The organism is Pseudaminobacter soli (ex Li et al. 2025) (genome assembly GCF_003012705.1).
GTDB classification, from domain to species: Bacteria; Pseudomonadota; Alphaproteobacteria; order Rhizobiales; family Rhizobiaceae; genus Pseudaminobacter; species Pseudaminobacter soli.
Map to the genome: position 1 here is coordinate 156011 of NZ_PXYL01000004.1, position 22167 is coordinate 178177.

Sequence of the window (22167 nt, forward strand, 5' to 3'; positions counted from 1 at the left end):
GAAACTTTCGTAATGTTTCGATCCCGAGCAATTATGGGTCTTCGCGCAGGATTTTCTCGAGCGCCTCTTTCTCCTGGTCGGAGAGCCCGGCGACCTCGGCATTGCGGCGGAAACGAACCGCGTAGAGTATCGCCACGCCACCGCAAAGAAGCAGCGCCAGCGGCGCACCCCATAAGAAGGCATTGCGTAGGCTGAAGCGAGGCTTCAGCAGCACGAACTCGCCATAACGGGACACGATGTAGTCCAGCACCTGGTCGTTGGTGTCGCCTGCCTTGAGACGCTCGCGCACCAGAACGCGCAGATCGCGCGCCAGATCCGCATCTGACTGGTCGATGGACTGGTTCTGGCAAACCATGCAGCGCAGCTCTTCCGACAGCAAGCGGGCACGCGTTTCCAGCGCCGGATCCTTCAGCATCTCGTCCGGCTGGACGGCATAGGCCGCGCCGCCGAACGACAGCGCGCAAAGCAGGGCCGCAACGGCTATGCAGGGAAACCGTCTCATGACGTAACCGGCCTTGTCTTGTCCGCGGGGCGAGCAGCACGGCGAGCCGGCGCTCCGACGCGCAGGCGCCGATCCGTCAACGACACCGTGCCGCCGACCATCATGACCAGGCCGCCAAACCAGATGAGCGTCACCAGCGGCTTCCACCACATACGGACCACGACAGTTCCATCGGCCTGCTCGTCACCCAGCGAGACGTAGAGCTGGCTGAAGCCCAGCGTCTTGATGCCGGCTTCCGTTGTGGGCATGCGGCGAGCCGGGAAGAAGCGCTTGGACGATATGACCTCAAGCTTGTCCTTGCCGTCCGGCCCAACCAGGACGAAGCGTCCGCGATCCTCGGTGAAATTCGGCCCCTGGAACGGGTGCAGCCCGTCAAAGCGCACCACGCGGCCGCCAACTTCGGTGGTATCGCCCGGACGCATCGTCAGAATCCGCTCGGATTCGAAGGAAACCGCGCTAACGATACCAAGCAGGGTAAGACCCAGCCCAAAGTGGGCAATCGCAGTTCCGAACACCGATCCGGGCAGGCCGACGAAGCGACTGATCGCCGTCTTCAGCGGCACATTGCCAATGCCTGACTTCAGGGCCAGATCCGTCAAAGCGCCGAGAACCAGCCAGACTGCCATGCCGATGCCAAGTGCCGTGAAAACGGCCGTCTTGTCGATGAACAGCACCGTCACCAGAACCGCAAGCAGTGCGCCGCCAAACGCCACCATGAGCCGCTGCGCAGCCGCAAAGATGTCACCGCGCTTCCATGCGAGCAGCGGACCGAAGGGCACAAGCAGCAGCACGGGCACCATCAGGGCGCCGAAGGTAAGATTAAAGAACGGGGCACCGACGGAGATCTTGTCTCCGGTCATTGCCTCAAGAAGCAGCGGATAAAGCGTGCCAATCAGAACAGTGGCTGCGGCGGTGGTCAGAAACAGGTTGTTTAGGACCAGCGAGCCTTCGCGCGAAATCGGCTGGAAGATGCCGCCTGCCGTCAGGCTGCCCGCGCGCAGCGCGAACAATGCCAGTGCCCCGCCGATGAATAGGGTCAAGATGCACAGGATGAAGATGCCGCGGCTGGGGTCGGTGGCAAAGGCATGGACCGACGTCAGAACGCCGGAGCGAACGAGGAAGGTGCCGAGTAGCGAGAGCGAGAAAGTCAGGATCGCTAACAGCAATGTCCAGATCTTCAGCGCCGAGCGCTTCTCCATCACGATGGCAGAATGCAGCAGCGCCGTACCGGCCAGCCACGGCATGAAGGAAGCGTTCTCGACCGGGTCCCAGAACCAGAAGCCGCCCCAACCAAGCTCGTAATAGGCCCAATAGGAGCCCATCGCGATGCCGCCGGTCAGAAAGACCCAGGCGGCGAGCGTCCATGGGCGGACCCAGCGGGCCCACGCGGCATCGATCTTTCCGTCGATGAGCGCTGCGACCGCAAATGAGAAGCAGACCGAGAAGCCGACATAGCCGAGATAGAGAAGCGGCGGATGGATGGCGAGGCCGATGTCCTGCAGGATGGGGTTGAGGTCACGCCCCTCGATCGGCGCCGGAATAAGACGCGTGAAAGGATTGGACGTGGTCAGGATGAACAGGAAGAACGCCGCGCCAATCCAGCCCTGAACAGCCAGAACATTGGCGCGCAGCGTCGCCGGCAGGTTCGCCCCGAAAGCTGCAACAAGCGCCCCGAAGAAGGTCAGGATCAGCACCCAGAGCAGCATCGAGCCTTCGTGGTTGCCCCAGGTTCCGGTGAACTTGTAGAGCATCGGCTGCAGCGAGTGAGAATTTTCCCAGACGTTTGCGACCGAGAAATCGGACTGCAGGTAGGACGTGGCGAGAGCCATGAAGGACAACGCCGTCAGCGCGAAGCCGGTCACGGCGACCGGACCGCCGACCGCCATTAGCCGCTCATTGCCGGTGCGCGCACCGAATAGCGGAACCACCGACTGCACGAGCGAAAGCGCGAAGGCGAGAACGAGCGCGAAATGACCGATTTCAACCATGGAGGTCCTGGCTTTCCTTCACTCAGTTCTCCTGCCACACGCCCTTGGCCTTGAGACCGTCGGCGACTTCCTTGGGCATGTAGTTCTCATCGTGCTTCGCCAGCACACTGTCGGCGACGAACACGCCATCCGCACCGAAGCTGCCCTCGGTGATGACGCCCTGATCCTCGCGGAACAGGTCTGGCAAAATACCGGTGTAGGTCACCTTCACGGATTTTTCGTGATCGGTCACGCTGAAGCTGACCTGCGTGCCTTGCCCACGTATTATGGACCCCTTTTCCACCAGTCCGCCAAGTCGAATTCGCTGACCGGGCTGAAGCGTTACGGTCTGCAGGTCGGCAGGCATAAAAAAGTAAGACGCCTTCTGTCCCAGTGCATAAAAAGTCAGCGCGGTCGCCGCGATCAGGAAGGCCGCGCCAACGCCGATGACAGACAGCCTCTTCTGCTTGCGCGTCATGCAAATTACTCCGTCGCCGACAGGCCAAGAGTGGCAGCAAAATCGGCGAGTTTCTTGCCATCCTCGGTCGTCGCGCCCAAGGCTTCAATCCCGCGCTTCAGCGCCGCATGGGCCTCGTCATTCTTGCCGAGTACGAGGAAGGACCGCAAAAGCCGCTGCCAGCCTTCCACATCATGGGGATTCTGGCGGAGCTTTTCATCCAGCTTGGCAACCATCGTCTCGATCATCGCCTTGCGATCTTCCGGCGACATGGAAGCGGCAGCATCCATGTCCTGTTTCGTCGGGCCAGGCGCTACCTCCGCCGTCGGGGTGCCGGTCATGCGCTTTCGGGTTTCGGCGAGCGCTGCTTGGGTTGGACTGCGCCATGCGGAATCCGCAGGCAGGCTGGCGAGCATGGCTTCCCAGGCGCTGGCGGCTTCCTGGATCTTGCCATCCTGTACAAGAGCGGTGGCCAGATAGAACCGCGCTTTCGGCTGATCCTTTTCCAGCCTCAGCGCGCGTTCAAACGCCTGTTGGGCCTCCGCGGAAACCATTCCATCGCCGGCGTCCGTAATGGCTTCGCCGAGACCGGCCTCTCTTTCAGCAGTCGAACCTTGAAGCCGGATCGCATTGCGGTAGGCCGTGACCGCCTGATCGTAGCGCCCCATCCGCAGATAGACCGGTGCCAGCACCTCCCATCCGCGCCCATCCTGAGGATTCGCGGCAAGATGGGCCTCAGCGCGCGCAATGAGCTCATCGACGGAACTGTCCGCCGGGCTTTGCGCAAGCCGTTCCCGCAAAGGCTGGGATGGAATGTCTGGCGAGCCAAGAACGCCGTAGAGCCCCCAACTGATCAGAGGAACCGCCAACACCGCAGCAACGCCCAGCGTACGCGTGACGGAAGCGGAGCTTCCGGAGCCCCGCCGCTGTTTATCCTCACCGCCCAGGCGAATAATGCGTCTTGCGATCTCGGCTCGCGCCTGTTCCGCATCCGCCGGCTGGATCAGGCCACGCGCGGCATCGCGATCAAGCTCGGCGAGCTGGTCGCGGTAGACTTCGAGATCGTGCGCGTCGCCGCTCGAATCACTCTTCGAGCGGCCGGCCAGCGGCATCAGGACCGCCAGGCTGGCCGCCAGCGTCAGCAAAGCGGCAATGAACCAAAAAACCATGCCCCTTAATAGCCTCAGCGAACAGGTGTGCCAACATACGCGACCTGCGGCGGATTGACGGCTTTCGTCCGGTTATTCCGAGCTCTTCACAAGGCGGAAATCAGGTCAGCGGCGTCCAACTGCCATCGGAATTGCGGCAAGCGGTACCTCGCGCAGATCGCGACTGGCCGGCGATGAACACAGTCTGCGTATACTGACGGCAGTCCTGCGAACCGACACGATAGGGCTGCGCCGCGACCACCTGGCCGGAACGCCCTTGCTGACGGCCCTGCCAGGCAACGGGCTGACCGCTCTGGGTATATTCGAGCGCCCTGTACTCCGCTTCGAGCGCACTGCGGCGTTCGCTGTCATCGAGGTTTGCTCCGATGGAGCCACCGATAAGACCGCCCCCCATCGCAGCGATGATCGTTGATGTCACCCTGGTTTTGCCGAAAGACGCCTGACCGCCGGCAAACCCGCCCAAAGCGGAGCCTGTGCTGCTGCCCAATCCGGTCGTCGTGCACCCTGAAACGGCAAACAATCCGACAACCAGCGCCGCGCCAATTCTCCTGCCTGCCATCAATTCAAAAATTCCTTCAACGATCAAAGACTTGGGAGTCGTATTAGAGGCGATAGTGAACCGAAATTCGGTCGCTGAAAATCCGCCCTGCAAAGCTATTCCCATTTTATTGCACACTACGAAGTTGAACAATCGCTTTAAGCCCGCCCAAGGCCGATCGTTCCAACAATAATTTCCCGCCGTATTCCTTGATGAGATCGGCGACGATCGCCAACCCAAGCCCTGTGCCGGGCTTTGTCTCGTCGAGCCTCTTGCCCCGCTTGAGCGCTTCGCGCGCATCTTCCTCGGGAATACCGGGGCCGTCATCCTCGATGGCGATCGCAAACTCGGCGGCCGTTCCGCTGTTCGGGGCAACGTGCGCAACCGAAACCCGCACCTCCGCGTTCGCCCACTTCAGCGCGTTTTCGAGAAGATTGCCGATCACTTCCTCCAGATCCTCGCGCTCACCGCCGAACACGATTTCGGAAGGCGGCAGTGCAAGGGAAAGTTGGGTGTCCGGGCCGAGCTTTGTCATGACCCGCACCATGCGTTGAAGAACCGGCGCCACTGGCGTGCGATAGACCACGCTGTCGCGTTGTGCGGCGACGCGAGCCCGCTGCAGGTAGTGTTCGACCTGGCTCTGCATGGCTTCGGCCTGATCGACGATCAGCTTGCCCTTGGTTCCGCCAAGTGCCCTCCCCTCGTTGAGAAGTACGGCGAGAGGCGTCTTCAGCGAATGAGCCAGATTGCCGACTTGCGTGCGCGAACGTTCGACGATGCGCCGGTTGTTGTCGATCAGGGCGTTGGTCTCGTTGGCAAGCGGCTCGATCTCGGCCGGAAACTTGCCGTCGAGGCGCTGGGCGCTGCCTTCACGAACCATGGCCAGCGCTGCGCGGACACGGCTTAGCGGGCGCAAGCCCACGAGAATCGCGATCGCGTTGATTGCGATCATGCCGAAGCCGAAGAGTAGTAGGTAGGTCAGCAGCCGCCGATCGAATATGCCGATCTCGTGCTCGAGTTCGCTGCGATTTCCCATCACCCGAAAGCGGGCGATCCGGTTCTTGGCGTCGAGAACGAATTCGTTTTCGAGCACTTCGATCTCTTCTCCGGCAATTCCCTCCATCCTGTAGTTTCGCTGGAAGGAGGAATTGAAGGGCACTTCGTTCGTCGACGGCGAAGGTATGGCCTCGGTCATAGACAGGGAACGCAGCCCGCCACTCAAGCCCTGCGAAACCGGCTCGACCGACCAGTACCAGCCGGATTTCGGCTCCGAAAATCTGAGATCGCCAAGATCGGGGCCGCCGGTCAGCACTCCAGGCTCGGACACGCCGACCGATCCGATGAGATTGAACAGATGCGCCGAAAGAAGGCTCTCGAAACCCCTTTCACTCGCTTGGCGATAAAGGGTTGCAATCACCGTATAGATGACGATCAGCGCCACCACCGCCCAAATGGTCGAAAAGGCGATGGCGCGAAAGGTCAGCGAGCGGGGGCCGAATGTCATCCCTCACACCCGGAGGCCGTTCTCTCAGAAAGAACCGGCCTCACGATGCCGGCTCGCGCATCCGGTAGCCCATGCCGCGGACGGTCTCGATCATGTCGACGCCCATCTTCTTGCGAAGGCGGCCGACGAATACCTCGATGGTGTTGGAATCCCGATCGAAATCCTGGTCGTAGAGGTGTTCGACCAGTTCGGTCCGCGACACGACCTCGCCCATGTGGTGCATCAGATAGGCGAGAAGGCGGAATTCGTGCGATGTGAGCTTGAGTGGAACGCCGTTGACATTGGCTTTCGAGGCCTTGGTGTCGAGCCTCACGGGGCCGCACGACAGCTCGGACGAGGCGTGCCCTGCAGCCCGCCTGATCAGCGCACGCATGCGCGCCAGGACTTCCTCGATATGATAGGGCTTGGTGACGTAGTCATCGGCGCCGGCATCGATGCCGGCCACCTTGTCGCTCCAGCGATCTCGCGCGGTCAGGATAAGCACCGGCATCTTTCGGCCATTGCGACGCCAGCGTTCGACAACGCTGATCCCGTCCATCTGCGGCAAGCCGATATCGAGAACGACGGCATCGTACGGTTCGGTGTCGCCAAGGAAATGGCCCTCCTCGCCGTCGTAGGCGCGATCGACCACATAGCCCGCGTCGCTCAGCGCGTCCGAGAGCTGCCGGTTCAGTTCCTTGTCATCTTCAACAACCAGTATTCGCATGCACTATTCGCCTGTTGCCGCAAAAGCCGGCAGAAATAGGTCGATTTCCGCCGACTGGGAAATTGCGCGTCCAAACTTCAATTTTGAGGCACCACGAACTCTGCACGCCGGGGCCGCTGCCCGTCCTTGCCAGGCACCAGAACCACAATCACGCAAACTTGCTGCCCTCCCTGCGTGGAAGCGTTCGCCTTGGCAAGCGTTCCTCCATTCTGGGCGGCCACCTGTTGGCCGATCGCATAGCAATCGGCCGAAGCGACGACCATCGAATCGTCGTCGGTTGTTTCAGCAGCCGGGGCAGCCGACAACCGAGGCGCAATCAGCATCGACGCGCATAGCGCCAGAGCAACAGACCGGAAAATGGAGCGGTGCATCTTCATGATTGTCGTGATTAACTGATGACTGCTGAACACGAAATGAACACAGATCAGCAGCAATTCCCGCAGCCTGCAACCCTCTCTTCAGCCTATTGTTTTCGTCTCCAATGGAACGGCCTCAGCCGATCCGGTCTTTTGCCGCCAAGCGACCGATGATGACGACAACGCCAGCCACTGCCGTGATCGCTTGCAGGACGGCGTCGGTCAGAAGCCCCTGGTCCGCTTCGTCGATCGACAATCCTGCCAAGCCAGCAAGAGCAGCCAGAATCGTGATCAGCGCTGCCCAAATGGTGCGCGACAGAAACCACGGCTTGTTGGTCGTCATAGTTGTCCTTTCTTTTTCTCGAGAACGGCTACGAAAGCGAGATGCGCCGCGTGGCAGGCAGTCCCCATCCCGCCGCCACGCTGAATTGCCTGATGGTCAGGTCGAACGCGGAAGCCCCCGGCAGATCGGAAGCCAACTGGGCCGCTGGATATACCCAACGGGGCGACTGCACGACCGCGGTGCGCACCGTCGCGCCCGATCGAGCGATGGTGACCTGATACTCCTCGCGTTCTTCCCCCAGTGGGATTTCGCTTGGTCCCCAATCGTCTGCGCCAACCCTTCCGCGCCTGACCCAAGTCACCGCAAGATCGCCACTTGCCGTTCTGGACGCCTTGAGATGCACCGGCGACAGCGGCAACAGGGCGCGCATTCCACCCGCGGCCGGAACGGTCGCAAATCTCTCGTCGGAAAAATCCGCACCGGATGGGCCAATGCGCCAATTGAGATCGAGGCCGATTTCTGTGCCCAGCAGCCCCGCCGGCTGTACAGCCTCGTCAAGCATTACGAAGCTTGCGCCGGCAAGAGCGCCGGCAGACATGGCATCATTGGTACCCAACTGCCCGCGCAAGAGTTTGCCTAATCGCCAAATATCCGGCGCGACTTCTTCCGCTTGCTGGAACTGCAATATCTCCCAGCCACCATTGGCCGACTTTACCGCCGCAGCATTGGCTCCATTCGACAACTGCAGGCGGCTGACACTGCTCGCCTCGGCATCGAACAACTCGACGAGGATCGAACCAAAACTATCCACGCGCCCCTCAAAGCCTGGCTCCAGCGGCTCTACAAGACAACCAACGCTGGCCGGCCGCGTGATCACGCCACGCTGGGCGTAGCCTGTTTCTTCCGGCGACACGAACACGAGCTGGCTGCGCCACGGCTTCTGCCATGCCGCGATCCTGAACTGCTCCTGCGCGACGTCTCCACCCGCTCCACACGGAAGATCCAAAAGCTCGACAAAGGGCTGTCCTGTATTTATCGGCGGCTGGGGATAGGCGTCCGGAATCTCGGGCTTCCAGCCTGCCGGCGCGGCGCGGGCGACCTGCGTGGCGGTGACCTTGCGAACCAGCCCGTCCTCGATCTCGTTCACCATGAAATTGGTGCCGTCACCATTCGCCAGACGAACGATGGCTCCGGGAACAATGTCGGAACTGGGTGATGGGACGGAGAAGCTGATCTTTTCGCGTTCCGCCCAGGTCCGCCGCATCCAGCCATCCAGCAGCGCCTGCCCTTCGCTCGCTTCCAGCACCCCCGGAAACGAAATGACGTGCTGCCGGCTGCCCGATGCTCCGAGCCGAACCGAGCGAACGGACACAGTCTGGTATTCCTTCAGCGGATCGCGAAAGGCCAGTATGCCCTCGACCGGCAGTTGATGGTCGGGCGTGCGCACCGTCTCGACCACCGCCGCCTTGCCATCGTCAACAAGTTCGCGAAGCTCCACCGTCGCAGAAGCCTGGGCGGCATTGCTTCTGAACACGAGGCCATCCGCCTCTTTCTGAACGGCCAAGTCGAACAGCTCGACCAGCGGCTCGAGCGCCTCGCGCGCCGAACTCGGATCGGCGATCACATAGCCCTGGACGGTGCCATCGGCATTGGTGGCATCGGCCGGCGGCAGACCATGATCCCGGAGGATGCGGTTGATCAATGCCTCGGCGGACGGATTGTCGATGCGCCCGTTCAGCCAGTGGCCCCGGCTCCAGTTGTCGCCGTCCGACCAAATGTCCTTTTGCAGCGGAAAGGCCGGAAACGGTCGCGCATCCCAGGCCCACAGATAGATGCGCGACGGGTCGACCATTCTGCCGCCGTAGAGCGGCGAGACCGGATTATCGGCCTCAGTGAAATCGGCGCTCGACGGATTCCAGTGTCTTGCGTGTGCCTCGATAAGGCGCTGCTGGGCGAGATCCGACCGGCCCCCGTTGGAGAAATAGGGGATCCCATTCTCGACCGACTTTGGGTCGGGAAAGACATTGGGCTGGTTCGGTCCCTTGTCCACGGCCGGACAGCCCAGCTCGGTGAACCAGATCGGCTTCGAGCAGGGAACCCACGACGTCGGGGTCGACACCTCGGCGCCGCCTACCCTGTCGTAGTGCCGGTTGCTCCACCAGCTGGCGATATCCTTGTAGCGATAGACCCAGGGCTTCCCATAGGCACCGTCCGTGATCGGCGAACGCTCGCGACGCAGCCGGGCTTCGTCCGACGGGTAATACCAGTCGTATCCCTCGCCGCTGTTTATCGCGGCGCGCAATCCGACGGGATCGTAGGGGCCGCGAAATCCGTCCGAATTCGGCGCCGAATAGTCGGCGTCGCGCCAGTCCGACAAGGGCATGTAGTTGTCGATGCCAATGGCGCCAATCGCCGGATGCGCCCAGAGGGCGTCGAGGTGGAAATACACATTGCCGTTGGCGGGGTGGTGACCGAAATACTCGCTCCAGTCCGCGCCATAGGTGACGAGGGTATTTGTGCCGACCGTTGCTCGAACATCGTCGGCCAGCGTGCAAAGCGCCTCGACAAACGGGAAGCTGTCGTTCTGGTCGCGCAGCGTCGTCAGGCCGCGCAACTCGGTTCCGATCAGAAACGCGTCGACGCCGCCGGCCGCTGCCGCCAAGTGTGCAAAATGCAGGATGAACCGCCTGTATCCCCAGTCGCCGGACGCGCCGGTGAACACAACGGAACTCGACGTCCTGATAAACTGCGTCCGCAGCGCATTGCCGCAGAGGGCCAACACCTGCGTCCGCGCCGAGGCGGTTCCGTCAGCAGTTCCTGGCTGCATCGGCGCAGGATTGCAGGTGATCCTGCCCCGCCACGGATAGGCGGATTGCTTCTGGCCGCCATAGGGATCGGGCAACGCATTGTTGGCTGGAACATCCATCATGACGAATGGATAGAGCGTCACCTTGAGGCCGCGCGCCTTGATCTCCCTGATCGCGGCAATGATGCTGCTGTCGGATGGGGTGCCGCCATAGGCAGCCCCCTTGCCCGGCACGGAAACGACGACGGCATTTTCCCTGCTCACGCCGGAAACAGACCATGCGCTTGAGAAGCCGGATGATGCACGGGTGGTCACTGCCGGCCTAATCCGACAATTGCCGGCGCGCAGATCGTCGCCGAACCAGGCGGCCACGATGGCGACATGCTCGAGGTTCGGGCAGAGCATCTGCAACTCGTCGAGCGAGGCCGCGATATCGGTGGCGGCATAGAGCATGTTACGGTTTGCCGCTGCGGTTTCTCCCTGGCGCTTCTGCTGCTTGACCAGCTTCGGCGAGAGGCCGTATTCGGTCGCGCCCGGAACGAGACAGACGGCCCGCACCTGTTTCGTCACTTCGCCCACCGGACGCAGGATTTCGAACTGGAACTGCGGGATGCGGTTGCCATAGTCGGCGAGCGCAAAGTGTTCGAGCACGACATAGGCCACACCTCGATATGCCGGTGCGTTCGCCTTGCCTTGCTTGGCACTGATCAGCGGGTCGACGGGCTGATCCTCGGTTCCGCGATAGATCCTGATCTCGATGTCGTTGCGGTCGATCTCGCGCCCGTCTGCCCAGATGCGGCGAATGCCGGCAATCTTCCCCTCGCACAGGGCAAAGGCGACATTGGCGAAATACGAATACTCCGTTATGCGCGGCCCGTTCTTGCCCTCGCGCCTCGTCGTGCTTTTCTCCTCGAAACGGGTTGCCCAGATCAGGGTGCCGCCGAGCCGCGTCGTGCCGTAGACACGCGGAATGGACGCTCCTTCCTCCGCCGTGAACGGACGCGCATTCGCAAGACGCGGTCCCTCGATATGAGGGGTACTGTTCAGGACAGCCTGGTCGATGGCGTAACCGGCCATTGCGCCGAGAGCCGAACCGATAACGCTGCCGACAGGTCCGAGCACGCTGCCAAGCGCTGCGCCGGCGGCCTGCAACACGATGGTTGCCATCAATATCTCCGGAAATTCTGTGGGTTACGGTCGTTCGGGAAAAGCGAACACGCCGGCAATGCGATTTCGCCATTGCGGCACCAGAGCGGAAACCACCACCGCGTTTCGCTCATAGGCATGGATGAAACGATCCTGCCCAACCATGATCGCGGCATGCTTGGCCGGCAAATGCGGCCGCCAGCGGAAGAGGATCAGGTCGCCAGCCGAAAGCTCGCCGGCTTGTTTCTCGATGCAGTGCCGTCGCGTCGCCGCAAGCAGTCGCTCCTCTCCGCCCGCCTCGGCCCAATCCGGAGCGTAGGCACCGGGCCATTCTGGCGCCGTGCCATAGACCGCCTGCCAGACGCCGAGCACCAGGCCGATGCAATCACAACCCACGCCTTTGCGGATGCCCTGATGCCGGTAGGGCGTGCCGAGCCAGGACAGTGCTTCCGCGACGATGTTGGCAGCGATAGACGTTTGCACACGCACGCTCATGGAACGATCGGGCCGCCGTCGAAGCGTCCGCCCTCGACGACATAGCTGTAGGCCGCGTCATTGCCGGGCAAATGGGGAAAGCCACGGAAATTCAAGGCGTTCGAGAACTTGGCCTTGCAGGTAGCAAAGCTCTTGTCGCAGCCGGCCATGATCGAGAACGCATCTTCAGCCTTGATTTTCAGGCCAGCCGCAGACTGAAGGGTCAACACCACACCTCTTGCGTCTCTGCGATGCTCGACGATGCGTTCTGCTCGTCCCGCACGAGCGCCGGTTGTCCAGGCCAGCGCTCCAGACGAGAACCAACCGACCTCGAACGCATCCAGGCCGGACACGATGATCACCGACGCTTCCTCGACCGACGCCACAACGCCTGCACCCGAATAGCCCGAGCGGCTCAGAAGAAAGCCGCAGCGGCTGTCTCCCACCTCGGCATCGCAAGTGCGGCTGACATAGCGCCCGCTCGGCTGATCGAGCGCATGCGTGAGGCTCTCCAGCTCGGCCACGAAGCGATTGTCGCTCCGGGTGATCTTGCCGATCGTTGCCGTGCGCAGCCGCGCGAACTCGTCAGGCTTTCGCCAGTTCACCAGCAGCGTCTCGATCTTGGCACCGTCATACAGCCCGGCGGCCACATCTTCGTCGCGGATATCGGCCGAAGACAACGCGCCTTCGACGTCGACGGTATCGACCGCAAGGCCGAGCGTGTCGCGCGCTTCGCTGGCGCTGAAGCCCGTTTCCGGTTCGAAACGGACGCCATCGACTGTCAGCGCGCGATCATGATCCGTATAGCCACTCACGGTCCCGTCCGACCTGGTCAGACGCCAGCAGTGGCAGACGGTGGTCACGTTGCGCGAAAGATGATCGATCAGGGATTGCGGGTACGTCCTCAAAGCTGCACCTCGACTAGGGGGATCGACGGAATTTGTCCTGCCTTGAAGGCAGTGAGGCTCAGCGACAGGCGTTCATTGTCAAAGCGCACCGGCACGTCGAATTCAAAGCCGGCAGTCAGGGCCGCGCCCTTGATCGGCGCCTTGGCAAGCACCACTTCGCCCAACGCCTCGTCAAAGGAAAAGCTCTTCGCCGTGAGCTCGGCGTTGTCGACCGCCACTCGCAGCGACGAGATGACCGGCTTCGAGATCAGGCGCAGATAGGCATCGTCCCCCGCGCCGTAGCACTTGACGAGCTTGAAGTGCGTCGCGATCCCGTCGCCATAGCCCAGCAGTTGATCGGCTGGCGTTGGCGCGGCTTCCGGTCGGCACGATTTCATGTCGAACGGATCGCGGAAACGGAACGCATGCAAGGACCCGCGCCGCGCCTCGAAGAAGACGAGCACGTCGTGCAGATCTTCCAGCGATCTGATGCCGGTGCCCGCATCATAATGGTGGCGCGACTGGGAGAAACGTGCGTTCCGCTTTTCCCGCCCTGATGTCAGCGAAACGATCTCGTTGCGCCGCTCCGGCCCGCCGGTCGCCCCGAAGGAGATGGCATGCGGAAAGCGCACATCGTGAAAACTGGCAAGTTCGGACATTCGCCTCCTCAAAGGGTTCTGGCGCCGCGCGACACCGCACGAGCGAGCATGCCGGTGATCTGCGCCTCGGATTTTCGGAACGACGCGGCGTCCGGCGAGGTGACGTTGAAGACGACGTTCACCGGCGTGCCTCCACCGGAAGTAGCCACGCCGAGGCGACCATCAGGTCCACGCTGCAGCGGCATGATCGCCTCCGGTCCCGCCTCGCCCATCAGGCCCAAACTACTTCCCATTGGAAAATAGCTTGGGGTGGAAACAACGCCTCCGCTGGCGAAGGGCACCACATGGCCCGGCACCCCGCCCTTGGCGAAGGGCAGAATGCCGGTAAGCCCGCCGAGCAGGCTCGAAAACAGCGAGCTCGTCAGCGATTGAAGCGGCTTCAACCCCTGCTCCAGCGCCATGCCGGCGAGATTGAGCCCAATCCTGCGTAGCACGTCATCGAGTTCACGCCCACGCACTACGGCGCCCTTCAGCGCGCCCGTCAGTTGAGCGCCAAAGCGATCAGACATCTTCTCCAGGTTTTCGAGCGCAGCCTGGAAAGGCGCGGTGTCGGCGTTGATCGAGACGGTTACGTCCTCAACCATGCTCTCTCCTTATTCTCGGGGGTGTCGGGAAAGCTGCGCATCAGCGCGGCCAGGTCCTCGCGCCGCGGCGCCTCCTCCGCCCGTCGGGTGTACATGCTCATGGCGCGTTCGAATTCGCGTGGCGTCATGGCCCAGAAGGCGTCGGGCGATAGCCGCAGCAGGCCGAACCCCAAGGCCATCACCTGGTCCCACGGGAATTCGCGCGCCTTGCCTGCCCCGGCTTTCAAGGGTTTGCGGCCGGCTCCGCAGCTGCGCCGAAGGTGGCGGTCAACAGTTCGGCGACGATGGAAGCGAAACCTGCAATGCCGTCAGCCGTTTGCATGTTGCCAACCTCATCGTCGGCAATGTCGTTACCGCCGCCACGCAGGCCGGCACCAACGATGCGGATCATATCGAGCGCCGAAAGTCGTCCGCGCGAAAAACGCTCGACCAGCGCGCCGAGGTCGTCGGCAGCGTAGGTCGCTTCCAACTCGGCAAGCGCGCCCAGCGTCAGGCACAGGCGATAGGTCTTGCCGTCGAGTTCGGCGGCAACTTCGCCGCGCCTTTTGTTCACGGTCATGGCGCCACCGTGAAGCTGATTGGTCCTGCGGATTCCAGCGCCATCTCGAAGGTCACCTCGCCGTCATGCGTGCCGGTATATTCGAGCGAGGATATCTGGAAGGCCCCCTGAACCACGCCGAAATCCGGCACGGAGAGCTGCCAGCTCGAGATCTCGCCGGCGAAGAAGCGCGACCTGATCTCGGCATCCGACTGCTGATCCTTGAAGATGCCCGATCCGCTGATCGAGGCACGCTGGATACCGGCGCCAGCAAGCAACTCGCGCCAGCGGCCGGCAGAGTCGGCATCGGTCACATCGACCGTTTCGCTGTTGAAGGCGATGCGTTTGGAGCGCAGCCCCGCAACAGTGATGAAATTGCCCGAGCCCGTGGAATCGAGCTTGAGCAGAAGGTCCTTGCCCTTCTGTGCGACCATGTCTGGTCTCCCGAATTGTGTGGTGTGGTAAATGGCCCGGCGCGTGAACGCCGATGGCTCAGACGAGGTCTTCGATCACCGCGCGGTATCGAAGAAGGCCGTGATGGACCGCCAGATCCTCGTCATATCTGGCTTCAGCGAATTCCAAGCGCATGTTTACAAGGTGGTGGCTGTCCAGCGCCAAGGAGCCTGCATCGAGGCGCTTCCTGGCTGCCTCCATGATCTCCAGCGCTTCCTTCTTGCCTTTCGCTTTCGACCAGACATGCAGCGTGAATAGATGCTCGCTGCCCTTCTCGGTGCCGGTGCTCCAGTCATAGACGCTGGTGCGGCCGAAGGTGAGGTACGGGAAAGGCTGATCGTCGGGTGCCCGGTCGAAGACCTTCGCGCCTCCCAAAAGCCCGATTAAAGCGGAGTCGGCCTCCAGCACGGAGAAAATGGCTTTCTGCAGCTCAACGGCCGACGCGGTCATTGCCTTCCCCCATTTCGCGGATGCGTTCGCCGGTCTCAACGGCCACACCAGGCTTCCGCATCCCGGCACGGTAGCGCTGTTCAAGCTCTTCCGCCAGATCGTGCGCCTGCCAGCGCAAGGCCCGCATAAGACCGTCGAGCGTAATCCTGATCGATGTCCTCATCGTGCGTGCTCCAGTGTGCGACAGACAAGGTAGCGCCCGGTTTCGTCCGGGTCGTGAGAGGTGACAATGGCAAAGGTGCGCCCCTGGCCGGTCAGCCGCGTTCCGGCCGACACATCACCGCGCCAGCGCATGGTGATGCGGTGGGTAATCGCCTGCCGCGTCTGGTCTGCACCGACAAGGCTCTGTGCCGAGATCGGCTCGATCATCCCAAACACGGTAGCGACCTCCGCCCAGTTCTCGATCTGGCCGCCAAGACCATCGGACTGAGCGACACAGCGCTGGAGCCCCAACTCCGTCCGCAACTTTCCTGGATCGATGAATTCCGCCATCAGAGCCTCCGGTCCCGATAGCCGGCAATCAGGCGATCGTAGCCGGCGGGATAGGAAACCGGCTGGTCAGCTGCGCCGTAGGCAGCGCGGAACTCATACCAATGCGCGACCAACAGCGTCACTGCCCGCTTCAGCAGATCCGGGACATCCGTGCCCGCCTCGCCGAAGCCGGCGGAAAAATCGATCTCGACGCCGTTCATGTTTCGGAGCGGCTCAGGGCGACGCTCGACATGAAGGCGCGCGGGGCGCGACAGCGTGTCGACCAGATAATCGCCCGGGTTCAGCACAGAGGCTTCGCCTTCCTTGCCGAATATCGTCACCGAAAGCACTTCGCGCACCGGATGCCGCGCCAGCAGCACGCAACCGTTACCGGGCCAGCGGTCGAGCACCAGCCGCCAGCTCTGGTTGATCATAGCCACGCCGGTCGAGCGTTCGACGTCCTCGCGCGCGGCGCGGATCAGGCCGGACAGAAACTCGTCCTCGCTGTCATGGGTAATGCGCAAGTGGCGCTTTATCTCGGCAAGGCTTACCGGCTCGACCGCAGGGTCGACCGTTCGCAAGAGCGTCATGCAACTACCTTTGCTTGTCTGGATGGAAAGTGGCGGCCCCGGAGGAGGACGGCCGGAGCCGCCATCGGCAGCGTGACGGCGCAAGGGGAGCGCGCGCGTCACATCGGCCGAAACGACGCGCCGTCAGGCGGCGGCGAACTTCAGCAGCTTGATGGCATCGAAGTCCTGCACCCCGCCGCCCACGCGCTTGGTGGTGTAGAACAGCACGTAGGGCTTGGCGCTGTATGGATCGCGCAGCACGCGTACGCCGGTGCGATCGACGACGAGATAGCCGCGACCGAAATCGCCGAAGGCGATCGGCGTGGCATTGGCCGCCGCATCGGGCATGTCTTCGGCCTCCACCAGCGGGAAGCCCATCAGCATGGCGCGCTGGCCGGCCGCCGCGGGCGGCTGCCAGAGGTAGTTGCCGTCGGCGTCCTTGAGCTTGCGCAGCATGGCCTGGGTCTTGCGGTTCATCACCCAGCTGGCGTTCTGGCGGTAGCCTGCCTTCAGCGAATAGACCGTGTCGATGAGCACGTCCGAAGCGTCCTCGTCCGGCAGCTTGCCCGCAGAGCCGGTGAAGGTGCAGCCGATCTTGCCCCAGGCCCAGCTCGACTCGGCAACCTTGTCGTAGTTCAGAAAGCCCTTCGGCTTGTTGGTGCCGTCGCCGTTGATGAAGGCCGCGCCTTCCTGCTCGGCAAAGGCCGCTTCCACCTCGCTCGAAATCCACTCGTCGAGATCGACCACGCTGTCTTCCAGCAGCGAGGCGGTGGCCGCCGGCATGGCATAGAGCTCCATGGTCGGGAACTGCAGTTCGGCGAGGGTGGACGCAGCCGTTTCGGGGCGTGCCGCGGTCTCGCCCACCCAGCCGACCGCCGGGCCATGGATCGAGAAGGGCTTCTTCAGCACCGCGCCGGACACCTGCCGCACCGAGGCGATGGAGCGGATCGGCGACAATGCTGCCAGCCGCTTGCCGATTTCGGTCTCGGTTTCGTCCGGCACCAGATAGCCGCCGTCCTGGCCGGAGCCGTAGGACATGGCCTTGGCGTCGAGCGAGCGCAGGTGGCGGTCGTCGCCGCTGCGCATATAGGCCTCGAAGGCGGACTTGTGCTCGGTGCGCACGACATGCCCGCCGCTTCGGCCCAGAGCCGGACGCGCCTTCTTCAGCGCGAGATTGTCGAGCGCGCGTTTCTGTTCATCGAGCGCGCGCGAAATGCGGTCCACCTTCTCGGTAACGAGAACGTCGGCGCTGCGCTTTTCCAGCTCCGCCAGCCGCTCGTCATTGCTGTCCTTGAACGCCTCGAAGGTGGTCATGAACTCGCCGAACGCGTCGGAAAGGTCGAACTGCGAGGCCGACTTGGTTTCGAGGCCGTCGATATTCGCTTCAATCATGTAAGGGACTTCCTTGTTTCGTTGATCATGCGTGTGGCCTGCCGGATCGTTTCCAGCAGCGCCGCTTCCGGTCCCGCGGCGGCGTCCCGCCCGCCCACGAGACTTGCAAAACCCTTGGAGATAACCCTGCGGGCCTCGCTTCGCGTCAGCCCGGCGTCCCGCCTGAGCCAGCTCTCGAATTCGCGTATGGTCGGCAGTTGCCGCCCTTTCACCGTCTCGACGCGCGCTTCGGGCAGCATCGGGAAGGTGACGATAGAGATCTCCCAGAGATCGGCCTCCAGGATGCGACGCACGCCGCTCGCCGCGTCGCGCCTTGTGCGCACGGCATGAAAGCCGATGGAGAGGCCGTCGAGCGCGCCGCCGCGCATAAGGTTCAACACGTCCCGGGCGCGGCCCACATCCTTGGCCAGCCGGCCGCGGACGAACAGGCCGCGCGCGTCCTCGCGGATTTCGGTCCAGGCGCCGATCGGTTCGTTCGGATCGTGCTGGAAGAGCATGCGGATGCCCGAGGCCCCGCGCGCCTTCAGCGAGCGGGCGAAGGCGCCGCGCTCGACCACGTCCTTGCCGAGGTCGACCTTGCCGAACAGGCTGGCATAGCCCGAAAAAGTGCCGTCCGGCTCGACCGTCTCGACGGCCAGATCGAGGCGTTTGCGTTCGCACAGCCGCGCCAGTGCTTCAGCGTCCATCGGCATTCTCCTGATCCTGTTTGCGGAACATGCGCGCGAAGCGGTTCTGCTCGAAGGCGCGCATGACGAAGCCCAGCGCCCACCAGGCGCAAAGGCTGGCGGCAGCCGAACCCATCAGCATCATCTCAACCGGGCCGATGATGGTTTCGATGCCGAGTTCGGAGGCGATCTTCAGGCCGGCGGTGCCGCCGAACACCAGGCCGCAGACGACGCCGACGGCAAAGCGCGCCGCCGCCTCGCGGCGACCGTGAGGAAGGATGTAGGCCAGCGAGATCGCAGAGCCGCCAACGGCGCCGGCAACCTTCGCCATCCACAGCCAGTGGGTGTCGTTCATGAGGTTCGTCCAGTTTTGGGTGGGTGGAACAGGCGGCGGGGGAACCCGCGCCTATCGTACGCTAGGTGCGCCTGCAGATGTCAGCAGTCGGATAGCCGGCGCTTTCAGACGAGGTCTGCACGCAATGGTTCGCGCGACCTTGGTTCGTGTCGTTCATTTCAGAACGATCAGATCGAAGCGCGCACCCGGCAACTTTCCGGCCGCCTGGCGCAGCATTTCGACCAGATCGTTCGCAACTGCGTGCGAAAACTGAACCCGCCCGGAGGAGCCGGCAGCCACCGTAACGCCTAGCATAGAATTGTCGACGAAGCCCGTCGCCGCCTTCTTCGCATGGCGAAACATGACCTCCATAAAATCCGGCTCGCTTGGGATGACGCCGAGCCCGACCGTGAAGCCGTAGCTTTCGGCACAGCCGACAATCTCCCGTAGCAGCTTGTCGCGCTCTCCCTCGCGGTAATGAATGCTCACCGACCGCATTGAATTGCCAATCTGCCGGCTACCGGCACCGCCGCCGCGTTTGCGATGACGGTGCCGCGTCACCGCAGAACCGGCCCTGAAAAAGCCGTCTCGTCGGTGCCGATCAGGCGTTCCGCGCTTCGTTCATAGACCTGAGGCGACACCTTGAAGGCAATGTCCACGCCGTCGATCGATTGGATGCGCGTATCGCTGATCTTCCATCGCTCGTAGGCGGCGATATCCAGTCCCGCCCCGACATCGCGCCATTCATTGGTACCCTTTTCCCGCACGCGCCGCGTGTCTGCCCAATCGAACGAAACGACCCAATCCTCATCCGGGACGGCCTGCCTTGCCTGATCGCGAAATTGGCGTGCGAGTTGGAGGGCCGATACGGAAACGCGAAGCGTTCCGGCCAGCGCGAACCAATCTTCCGGCGGCATGGTTATGAAATTCGAGGCCATACGACTTCCTTTAAGAAAGCGAAGATCTCAACTCGTCTCGCAGCATGGTCATGAATATAACTATTCCCCTTGAGTTTACATACCAATCCGCACCGGCATCGGGGACGCGCTCGCCCGAGATGGCCAAGCGACATTAGCGGCGTTCCGTCAGCCCCAGCCTACAACAACCTGATCAGGCCACTCCGGATGGCTTCGCCAGACACGGATGCGGGTGACGACGTCGGGCACCCTCGCAGTGAGCAAGTGGTTACCTTGTACGTCGGTAATCACCAGTTCCTTGCTGGGCGTATCTAGGTGTCCGTCAAAAGCGAGCGCATACGCAGGCGCCACTTCCTCCGACCGTCCCAAAACTATTTCCGCTTCCCCGTCTATTTCGTGGAGGCATGCAACGGAGATGCAGGAAGAAGTATATTGCACCTTTTCGTCGGTGAATGGATATGGCGGCCGGCCACCGGATATGTCTTCTATGAAGAGGAGACCGTTCGGCATCGCGTACTTAATCTGTTGAGCCATATAGCAACCCTTTCAGATATCCTCCCTGCCTAACACTGCACGCTATACAGTGCGGAAGGACAATTTGCTGTTCTCCTTCTTCGACCAATGCATTTGAACGCTGATGATCCAAGACGAAATTGCCACTTTTTGTACCCGGATCCGTCGTCCCGCACTGGTGACAGCCATATTTCCTGCCAATGCGATTGTTTTCACGGATCTCCTCGGCGGTCCAGCGTCTACCGGTGCCTCGGGCGGGCTGAGACTCTACCGCAAAAGGGCCGGGGCCAATCCCCATTCTCTGTAACTCGACGATCCTGTCTTCAGACTCTCTCCTCGCCGCTTCGTTGGCCGCGATTTCGCCTTCGATCGTCTCGTAGGCGCTCGGTGTTGGCCGCCACCTTGGGTCCAGACGTTGGACCTCTTCGATTGCACCGCGCATCTGTGCATAACTGATTTCGAGACGAGTTTCCTGTTCTGGAGTTGCCTCAGCCCATCTGCCCATGACAGGCCTGACGCCTCCACCACGTGGCCCGCGCGTACGGCTCTGAACACGAATGACCGAGCCCCCACCCGCCCACTGCCCACCGTCGGGATTGCCCGCGGCCACGCGTGGCTGGTCGGGCCGAAAACCCGCCTTGGCGCCAAGCCTGTGCGGCTGATAGCCCACCGCCTCGCGCTTTTCGTCGTTTGTCAGGAAGCTCGCCGCTTCCAGCCGCGACCACAGCGCGTCCCGCTCACCCGACAGGCCCTCGACGCAATCGGCGTCGTACCAGAGCCTGAGATCGGCGCCGAAAGCAGGCGCCAGCCAGGCCGACAGCTCCTTTGCGGTCCGCGCCACCAGCGGCAGGATGGTCAGTCGATAGAAGGCGCGATTGGCCTCCTGGTAGTTGGCATAGGTGTTGTCGCCGGGGATGCCGAGCAGCATGGGCGGCACGCCAAAGGCGAGCGCGATGTCCCGGCTGGCCGAATGCTTGGCCTCGATGAAATCCATGTCCTTGGGCGTCAGCCCCATCGCCTTCCAGTCGAGGCCGCCTTCCAGCAACAGCGGGCGGCCGGCGCGCGTCGCACCGGAATAGCCCTCCTCGAGCTCATGCTTCAGCCGTTCGAACTGCTCGTCGGTGAGGTTGCCGCCCTCCTTCGGCGCATAGACCAACGCGCCGGAAGGCCGGGCCGAATTGTCGAGCAGCGCCTTGTTCCAGCGGCCGGCGGCGTTGTGGAGGTCGAGCGCCATCAGCGCCGCTTCCAGTGGCGAAAACCCGTAATGGTCGTCGAGTGGATGAAACAGCGTCATCTGCAGCGCGCCGCCGCCAGGCGCCAACCCAATCCGGGTCCGGCGCTTGGCCGAACCCTCGCGATGCTCGAGCGCAGTGGGCCAGCCATCCGCGTCGGTCAGCACCGTCACGCGATCGGGACGCAGGAGATGCAACTCCCGCGCATCCTCCCCGGCTTCGATCAGCTCGACATAGGCATTGCCGGACAGGAGCAAATGTCCATACAGCGCCTCGAGGAACGTCGCCCCTGCCTGCCTCTGGTTCGGGCGTTCGAGCAGCTTGAGCAGCGGGTGGTCCTCAAGCTCGACCGCCCCTTCATAGAGCAGCCAGGGGATCGCCGAGGCCGTCTCGGCAATCAGGCGCACCGCGCGATGCACGATGGGATTGCGCATAAAACCTTCGCGCGCCAGCGCTGCATAGTCGCGCTGGGTCCAGCGCGCCTCGCCTTGCGCATGCAGCGCCACGAAGCCCAATCCGCTGCTCTTGCGCTCTGGGCCGCGGCATCGTTCCCCGCGCTGCGAGGCCAAGGCCATTTCCAAGCCATGTGTTCTCC

26 protein-coding genes and 1 pseudogene are annotated in these 22167 nt (G+C 62.7%); all 27 read right to left on the bottom strand.

Annotated features, from left to right (window positions below; genetic code table 11):
- Nucleotides 1–31: 31 nt before the first annotated feature.
- Complete coding sequence (locus C7I85_RS09600) at nt 32–502, bottom strand: cytochrome c-type biogenesis protein (RefSeq protein WP_106723753.1); 471 nt, start codon at nt 500–502, stop codon at nt 32–34.
- Nucleotides 499–2490, bottom strand: coding sequence for a heme lyase CcmF/NrfE family subunit (locus C7I85_RS09605; protein ID WP_106723754.1), 1992 nt, complete (start codon nt 2488–2490; stop codon nt 499–501). Before C7I85_RS09605 ends, C7I85_RS09600 begins: the two co-directional genes overlap by 4 nt.
- Before the next feature lie 22 nt (nt 2491–2512).
- Complete coding sequence (ccmE, locus tag C7I85_RS09610; RefSeq protein ID WP_106723755.1) at nt 2513–2947, bottom strand: cytochrome c maturation protein CcmE; 435 nt, start codon at nt 2945–2947, stop codon at nt 2513–2515.
- A gap of 5 nt (nt 2948–2952) precedes the next feature.
- Nucleotides 2953–4095: a c-type cytochrome biogenesis protein CcmI gene (ccmI, locus tag C7I85_RS09615; RefSeq protein WP_106723756.1), complete on the bottom strand. Its 1143-nt coding sequence runs from the start codon at nt 4093–4095 to the stop codon at nt 2953–2955.
- A gap of 100 nt (nt 4096–4195) precedes the next feature.
- A complete protein-coding gene (locus C7I85_RS09620) occupies nt 4196–4786 on the bottom strand; it encodes a hypothetical protein (protein WP_245444871.1) in 591 nt (196 codons plus the stop codon).
- Nucleotides 4761–6137 carry an ATP-binding protein gene (locus C7I85_RS09625; RefSeq protein ID WP_106723757.1) on the bottom strand — a complete coding sequence of 459 codons (1377 nt, stop codon included), beginning with the start codon at nt 6135–6137 and terminating at the stop codon, nt 4761–4763. The genes C7I85_RS09620 and C7I85_RS09625 overlap by 26 nt, the downstream gene beginning before the upstream one ends.
- Nucleotides 6138–6177: 40 nt before the next feature.
- Nucleotides 6178–6843 (bottom strand): response regulator transcription factor, encoded by a 666-nt coding sequence (locus tag C7I85_RS09630; protein ID WP_106723758.1) that lies wholly within the window; start codon nt 6841–6843, stop codon nt 6178–6180.
- Nucleotides 6844–6920: 77 nt separating this feature from the next.
- Entirely contained in the window at nt 6921–7220 is a 300-nt protein-coding gene (locus tag C7I85_RS09635; RefSeq protein ID WP_106724087.1) for a hypothetical protein, read from the bottom strand.
- Between the two features lie 115 nt (nt 7221–7335).
- Nucleotides 7336–7542 carry a hypothetical protein gene (locus C7I85_RS09640; protein WP_106723759.1) on the bottom strand — a complete coding sequence of 69 codons (207 nt, stop codon included), beginning with the start codon at nt 7540–7542 and terminating at the stop codon, nt 7336–7338.
- Nucleotides 7543–7570: 28 nt separating this feature from the next.
- A complete protein-coding gene (locus tag C7I85_RS09645) occupies nt 7571–11455 on the bottom strand; it encodes a baseplate multidomain protein megatron (protein WP_106723760.1) in 3885 nt (1294 codons plus the stop codon).
- A gap of 24 nt (nt 11456–11479) precedes the next feature.
- Nucleotides 11480–11929: an NlpC/P60 family protein gene (locus tag C7I85_RS09650; RefSeq protein ID WP_106723761.1), complete on the bottom strand. Its 450-nt coding sequence runs from the start codon at nt 11927–11929 to the stop codon at nt 11480–11482.
- Nucleotides 11926–12816, bottom strand: coding sequence for a DUF2163 domain-containing protein (locus C7I85_RS09655; protein ID WP_106723762.1), 891 nt, complete (start codon nt 12814–12816; stop codon nt 11926–11928). Before C7I85_RS09655 ends, C7I85_RS09650 begins: the two co-directional genes overlap by 4 nt.
- On the bottom strand, nt 12813–13454 hold the full coding sequence (locus tag C7I85_RS09660; protein WP_106723763.1) for a DUF2460 domain-containing protein: 642 nt from the start codon (nt 13452–13454) through the stop codon (nt 12813–12815). Before C7I85_RS09660 ends, C7I85_RS09655 begins: the two co-directional genes overlap by 4 nt.
- A gap of 8 nt (nt 13455–13462) precedes the next feature.
- Complete coding sequence (locus C7I85_RS09665) at nt 13463–14038, bottom strand: phage tail tape measure protein (RefSeq protein ID WP_106723764.1); 576 nt, start codon at nt 14036–14038, stop codon at nt 13463–13465.
- Nucleotides 14023–14265 (bottom strand): rcc01693 family protein, encoded by a 243-nt coding sequence (locus C7I85_RS09670; protein WP_106723765.1) that lies wholly within the window; start codon nt 14263–14265, stop codon nt 14023–14025. Before C7I85_RS09670 ends, C7I85_RS09665 begins: the two co-directional genes overlap by 16 nt.
- On the bottom strand, nt 14262–14597 hold the full coding sequence (locus C7I85_RS09675; RefSeq protein ID WP_106723766.1) for a gene transfer agent family protein: 336 nt from the start codon (nt 14595–14597) through the stop codon (nt 14262–14264). Before C7I85_RS09675 ends, C7I85_RS09670 begins: the two co-directional genes overlap by 4 nt.
- A complete protein-coding gene (locus C7I85_RS09680; protein ID WP_106723767.1) occupies nt 14594–15010 on the bottom strand; it encodes a phage major tail protein, TP901-1 family in 417 nt (138 codons plus the stop codon). Before C7I85_RS09680 ends, C7I85_RS09675 begins: the two co-directional genes overlap by 4 nt.
- Before the next feature lie 58 nt (nt 15011–15068).
- Nucleotides 15069–15479: a DUF3168 domain-containing protein gene (locus C7I85_RS09685; protein WP_106723768.1), complete on the bottom strand. Its 411-nt coding sequence runs from the start codon at nt 15477–15479 to the stop codon at nt 15069–15071.
- The gene (locus tag C7I85_RS09690; protein ID WP_106723769.1) at nt 15460–15642 is read right to left on the bottom strand and encodes a hypothetical protein; all 183 of its coding nucleotides are present in this window, start codon (nt 15640–15642) and stop codon (nt 15460–15462) included. Before C7I85_RS09690 ends, C7I85_RS09685 begins: the two co-directional genes overlap by 20 nt.
- Entirely contained in the window at nt 15639–15971 is a 333-nt protein-coding gene (locus tag C7I85_RS09695; RefSeq protein ID WP_106723770.1) for a phage head closure protein, read from the bottom strand. The genes C7I85_RS09690 and C7I85_RS09695 overlap by 4 nt, the downstream gene beginning before the upstream one ends.
- Nucleotides 15971–16540 (bottom strand): head-tail connector protein, encoded by a 570-nt coding sequence (locus C7I85_RS09700; protein WP_106723771.1) that lies wholly within the window; start codon nt 16538–16540, stop codon nt 15971–15973. The genes C7I85_RS09695 and C7I85_RS09700 overlap by 1 nt, the downstream gene beginning before the upstream one ends.
- A 123-nt stretch (nt 16541–16663) precedes the next feature.
- Complete coding sequence (locus C7I85_RS09705; protein ID WP_106723772.1) at nt 16664–17911, bottom strand: phage major capsid protein; 1248 nt, start codon at nt 17909–17911, stop codon at nt 16664–16666.
- Nucleotides 17908–18597, bottom strand: a complete 690-nt coding sequence (locus C7I85_RS09710) for an HK97 family phage prohead protease (RefSeq protein ID WP_106723773.1) — start codon at nt 18595–18597, stop codon at nt 17908–17910. Before C7I85_RS09710 ends, C7I85_RS09705 begins: the two co-directional genes overlap by 4 nt.
- Nucleotides 18587–18931: a DUF6107 family protein gene (locus C7I85_RS09715; RefSeq protein WP_106723774.1), complete on the bottom strand. Its 345-nt coding sequence runs from the start codon at nt 18929–18931 to the stop codon at nt 18587–18589. The genes C7I85_RS09710 and C7I85_RS09715 overlap by 11 nt, the downstream gene beginning before the upstream one ends.
- A 153-nt stretch (nt 18932–19084) precedes the next feature.
- On the bottom strand, nt 19085–19399 hold the full coding sequence (locus tag C7I85_RS09720; RefSeq protein WP_146148847.1) for a hypothetical protein: 315 nt from the start codon (nt 19397–19399) through the stop codon (nt 19085–19087).
- A gap of 68 nt (nt 19400–19467) precedes the next feature.
- Complete coding sequence (locus C7I85_RS09725) at nt 19468–19848, bottom strand: hypothetical protein (RefSeq protein ID WP_106723776.1); 381 nt, start codon at nt 19846–19848, stop codon at nt 19468–19470.
- Between the two features lie 1129 nt (nt 19849–20977).
- Nucleotides 20978–22158: pseudogene (locus tag C7I85_RS09735) on the bottom strand (phage portal protein); the annotation flags it as partial.
- Nucleotides 22159–22167: the final 9 nt, after the last annotated feature.

What these genes read in the sequence shown, in the direction of transcription:
- C7I85_RS09650 (WP_106723761.1), bottom strand. Translation starts at nt 11,929, where the DNA reads ATGAGCGTGCGTGTGCAAACGTCTATCGCTGCCAACATCGTCGCGGAA.
- C7I85_RS09635 (WP_106724087.1), bottom strand. Translation starts at nt 7,220, where the DNA reads ATGAAGATGCACCGCTCCATTTTCCGGTCTGTTGCTCTGGCGCTATGC.
- C7I85_RS09700 (WP_106723771.1), bottom strand. Translation starts at nt 16,540, where the DNA reads ATGACGCTCTTGCGAACGGTCGACCCTGCGGTCGAGCCGGTAAGCCTT.
- ccmI (WP_106723756.1), bottom strand. Translation starts at nt 4,095, where the DNA reads ATGGTTTTTTGGTTCATTGCCGCTTTGCTGACGCTGGCGGCCAGCCTG.
- C7I85_RS09600 (WP_106723753.1), bottom strand. Translation starts at nt 502, where the DNA reads ATGAGACGGTTTCCCTGCATAGCCGTTGCGGCCCTGCTTTGCGCGCTG.
- C7I85_RS09695 (WP_106723770.1), bottom strand. Translation starts at nt 15,971, where the DNA reads ATGGCGGAATTCATCGATCCAGGAAAGTTGCGGACGGAGTTGGGGCTC.
- C7I85_RS09705 (WP_106723772.1), bottom strand. Translation starts at nt 17,911, where the DNA reads ATGATTGAAGCGAATATCGACGGCCTCGAAACCAAGTCGGCCTCGCAG.
- C7I85_RS09640 (WP_106723759.1), bottom strand. Translation starts at nt 7,542, where the DNA reads ATGACGACCAACAAGCCGTGGTTTCTGTCGCGCACCATTTGGGCAGCG.
- ccmE (WP_106723755.1), bottom strand. Translation starts at nt 2,947, where the DNA reads ATGACGCGCAAGCAGAAGAGGCTGTCTGTCATCGGCGTTGGCGCGGCC.
- C7I85_RS09685 (WP_106723768.1), bottom strand. Translation starts at nt 15,479, where the DNA reads ATGACCGCGTCGGCCGTTGAGCTGCAGAAAGCCATTTTCTCCGTGCTG.
- C7I85_RS09715 (WP_106723774.1), bottom strand. Translation starts at nt 18,931, where the DNA reads ATGAACGACACCCACTGGCTGTGGATGGCGAAGGTTGCCGGCGCCGTT.
- C7I85_RS09630 (WP_106723758.1), bottom strand. Translation starts at nt 6,843, where the DNA reads ATGCGAATACTGGTTGTTGAAGATGACAAGGAACTGAACCGGCAGCTC.
- C7I85_RS09690 (WP_106723769.1), bottom strand. Translation starts at nt 15,642, where the DNA reads ATGAGGACATCGATCAGGATTACGCTCGACGGTCTTATGCGGGCCTTG.
- C7I85_RS09645 (WP_106723760.1), bottom strand. Translation starts at nt 11,455, where the DNA reads ATGGCAACCATCGTGTTGCAGGCCGCCGGCGCAGCGCTTGGCAGCGTG.
- C7I85_RS09710 (WP_106723773.1), bottom strand. Translation starts at nt 18,597, where the DNA reads ATGGACGCTGAAGCACTGGCGCGGCTGTGCGAACGCAAACGCCTCGAT.
- C7I85_RS09605 (WP_106723754.1), bottom strand. Translation starts at nt 2,490, where the DNA reads ATGGTTGAAATCGGTCATTTCGCGCTCGTTCTCGCCTTCGCGCTTTCG.
- C7I85_RS09660 (WP_106723763.1), bottom strand. Translation starts at nt 13,454, where the DNA reads ATGTCCGAACTTGCCAGTTTTCACGATGTGCGCTTTCCGCATGCCATC.
- C7I85_RS09680 (WP_106723767.1), bottom strand. Translation starts at nt 15,010, where the DNA reads ATGGTCGCACAGAAGGGCAAGGACCTTCTGCTCAAGCTCGATTCCACG.
- C7I85_RS09725 (WP_106723776.1), bottom strand. Translation starts at nt 19,848, where the DNA reads ATGGCCTCGAATTTCATAACCATGCCGCCGGAAGATTGGTTCGCGCTG.
- C7I85_RS09665 (WP_106723764.1), bottom strand. Translation starts at nt 14,038, where the DNA reads ATGGTTGAGGACGTAACCGTCTCGATCAACGCCGACACCGCGCCTTTC.
- C7I85_RS09675 (WP_106723766.1), bottom strand. Translation starts at nt 14,597, where the DNA reads ATGACCGTGAACAAAAGGCGCGGCGAAGTTGCCGCCGAACTCGACGGC.
- C7I85_RS09625 (WP_106723757.1), bottom strand. Translation starts at nt 6,137, where the DNA reads ATGACATTCGGCCCCCGCTCGCTGACCTTTCGCGCCATCGCCTTTTCG.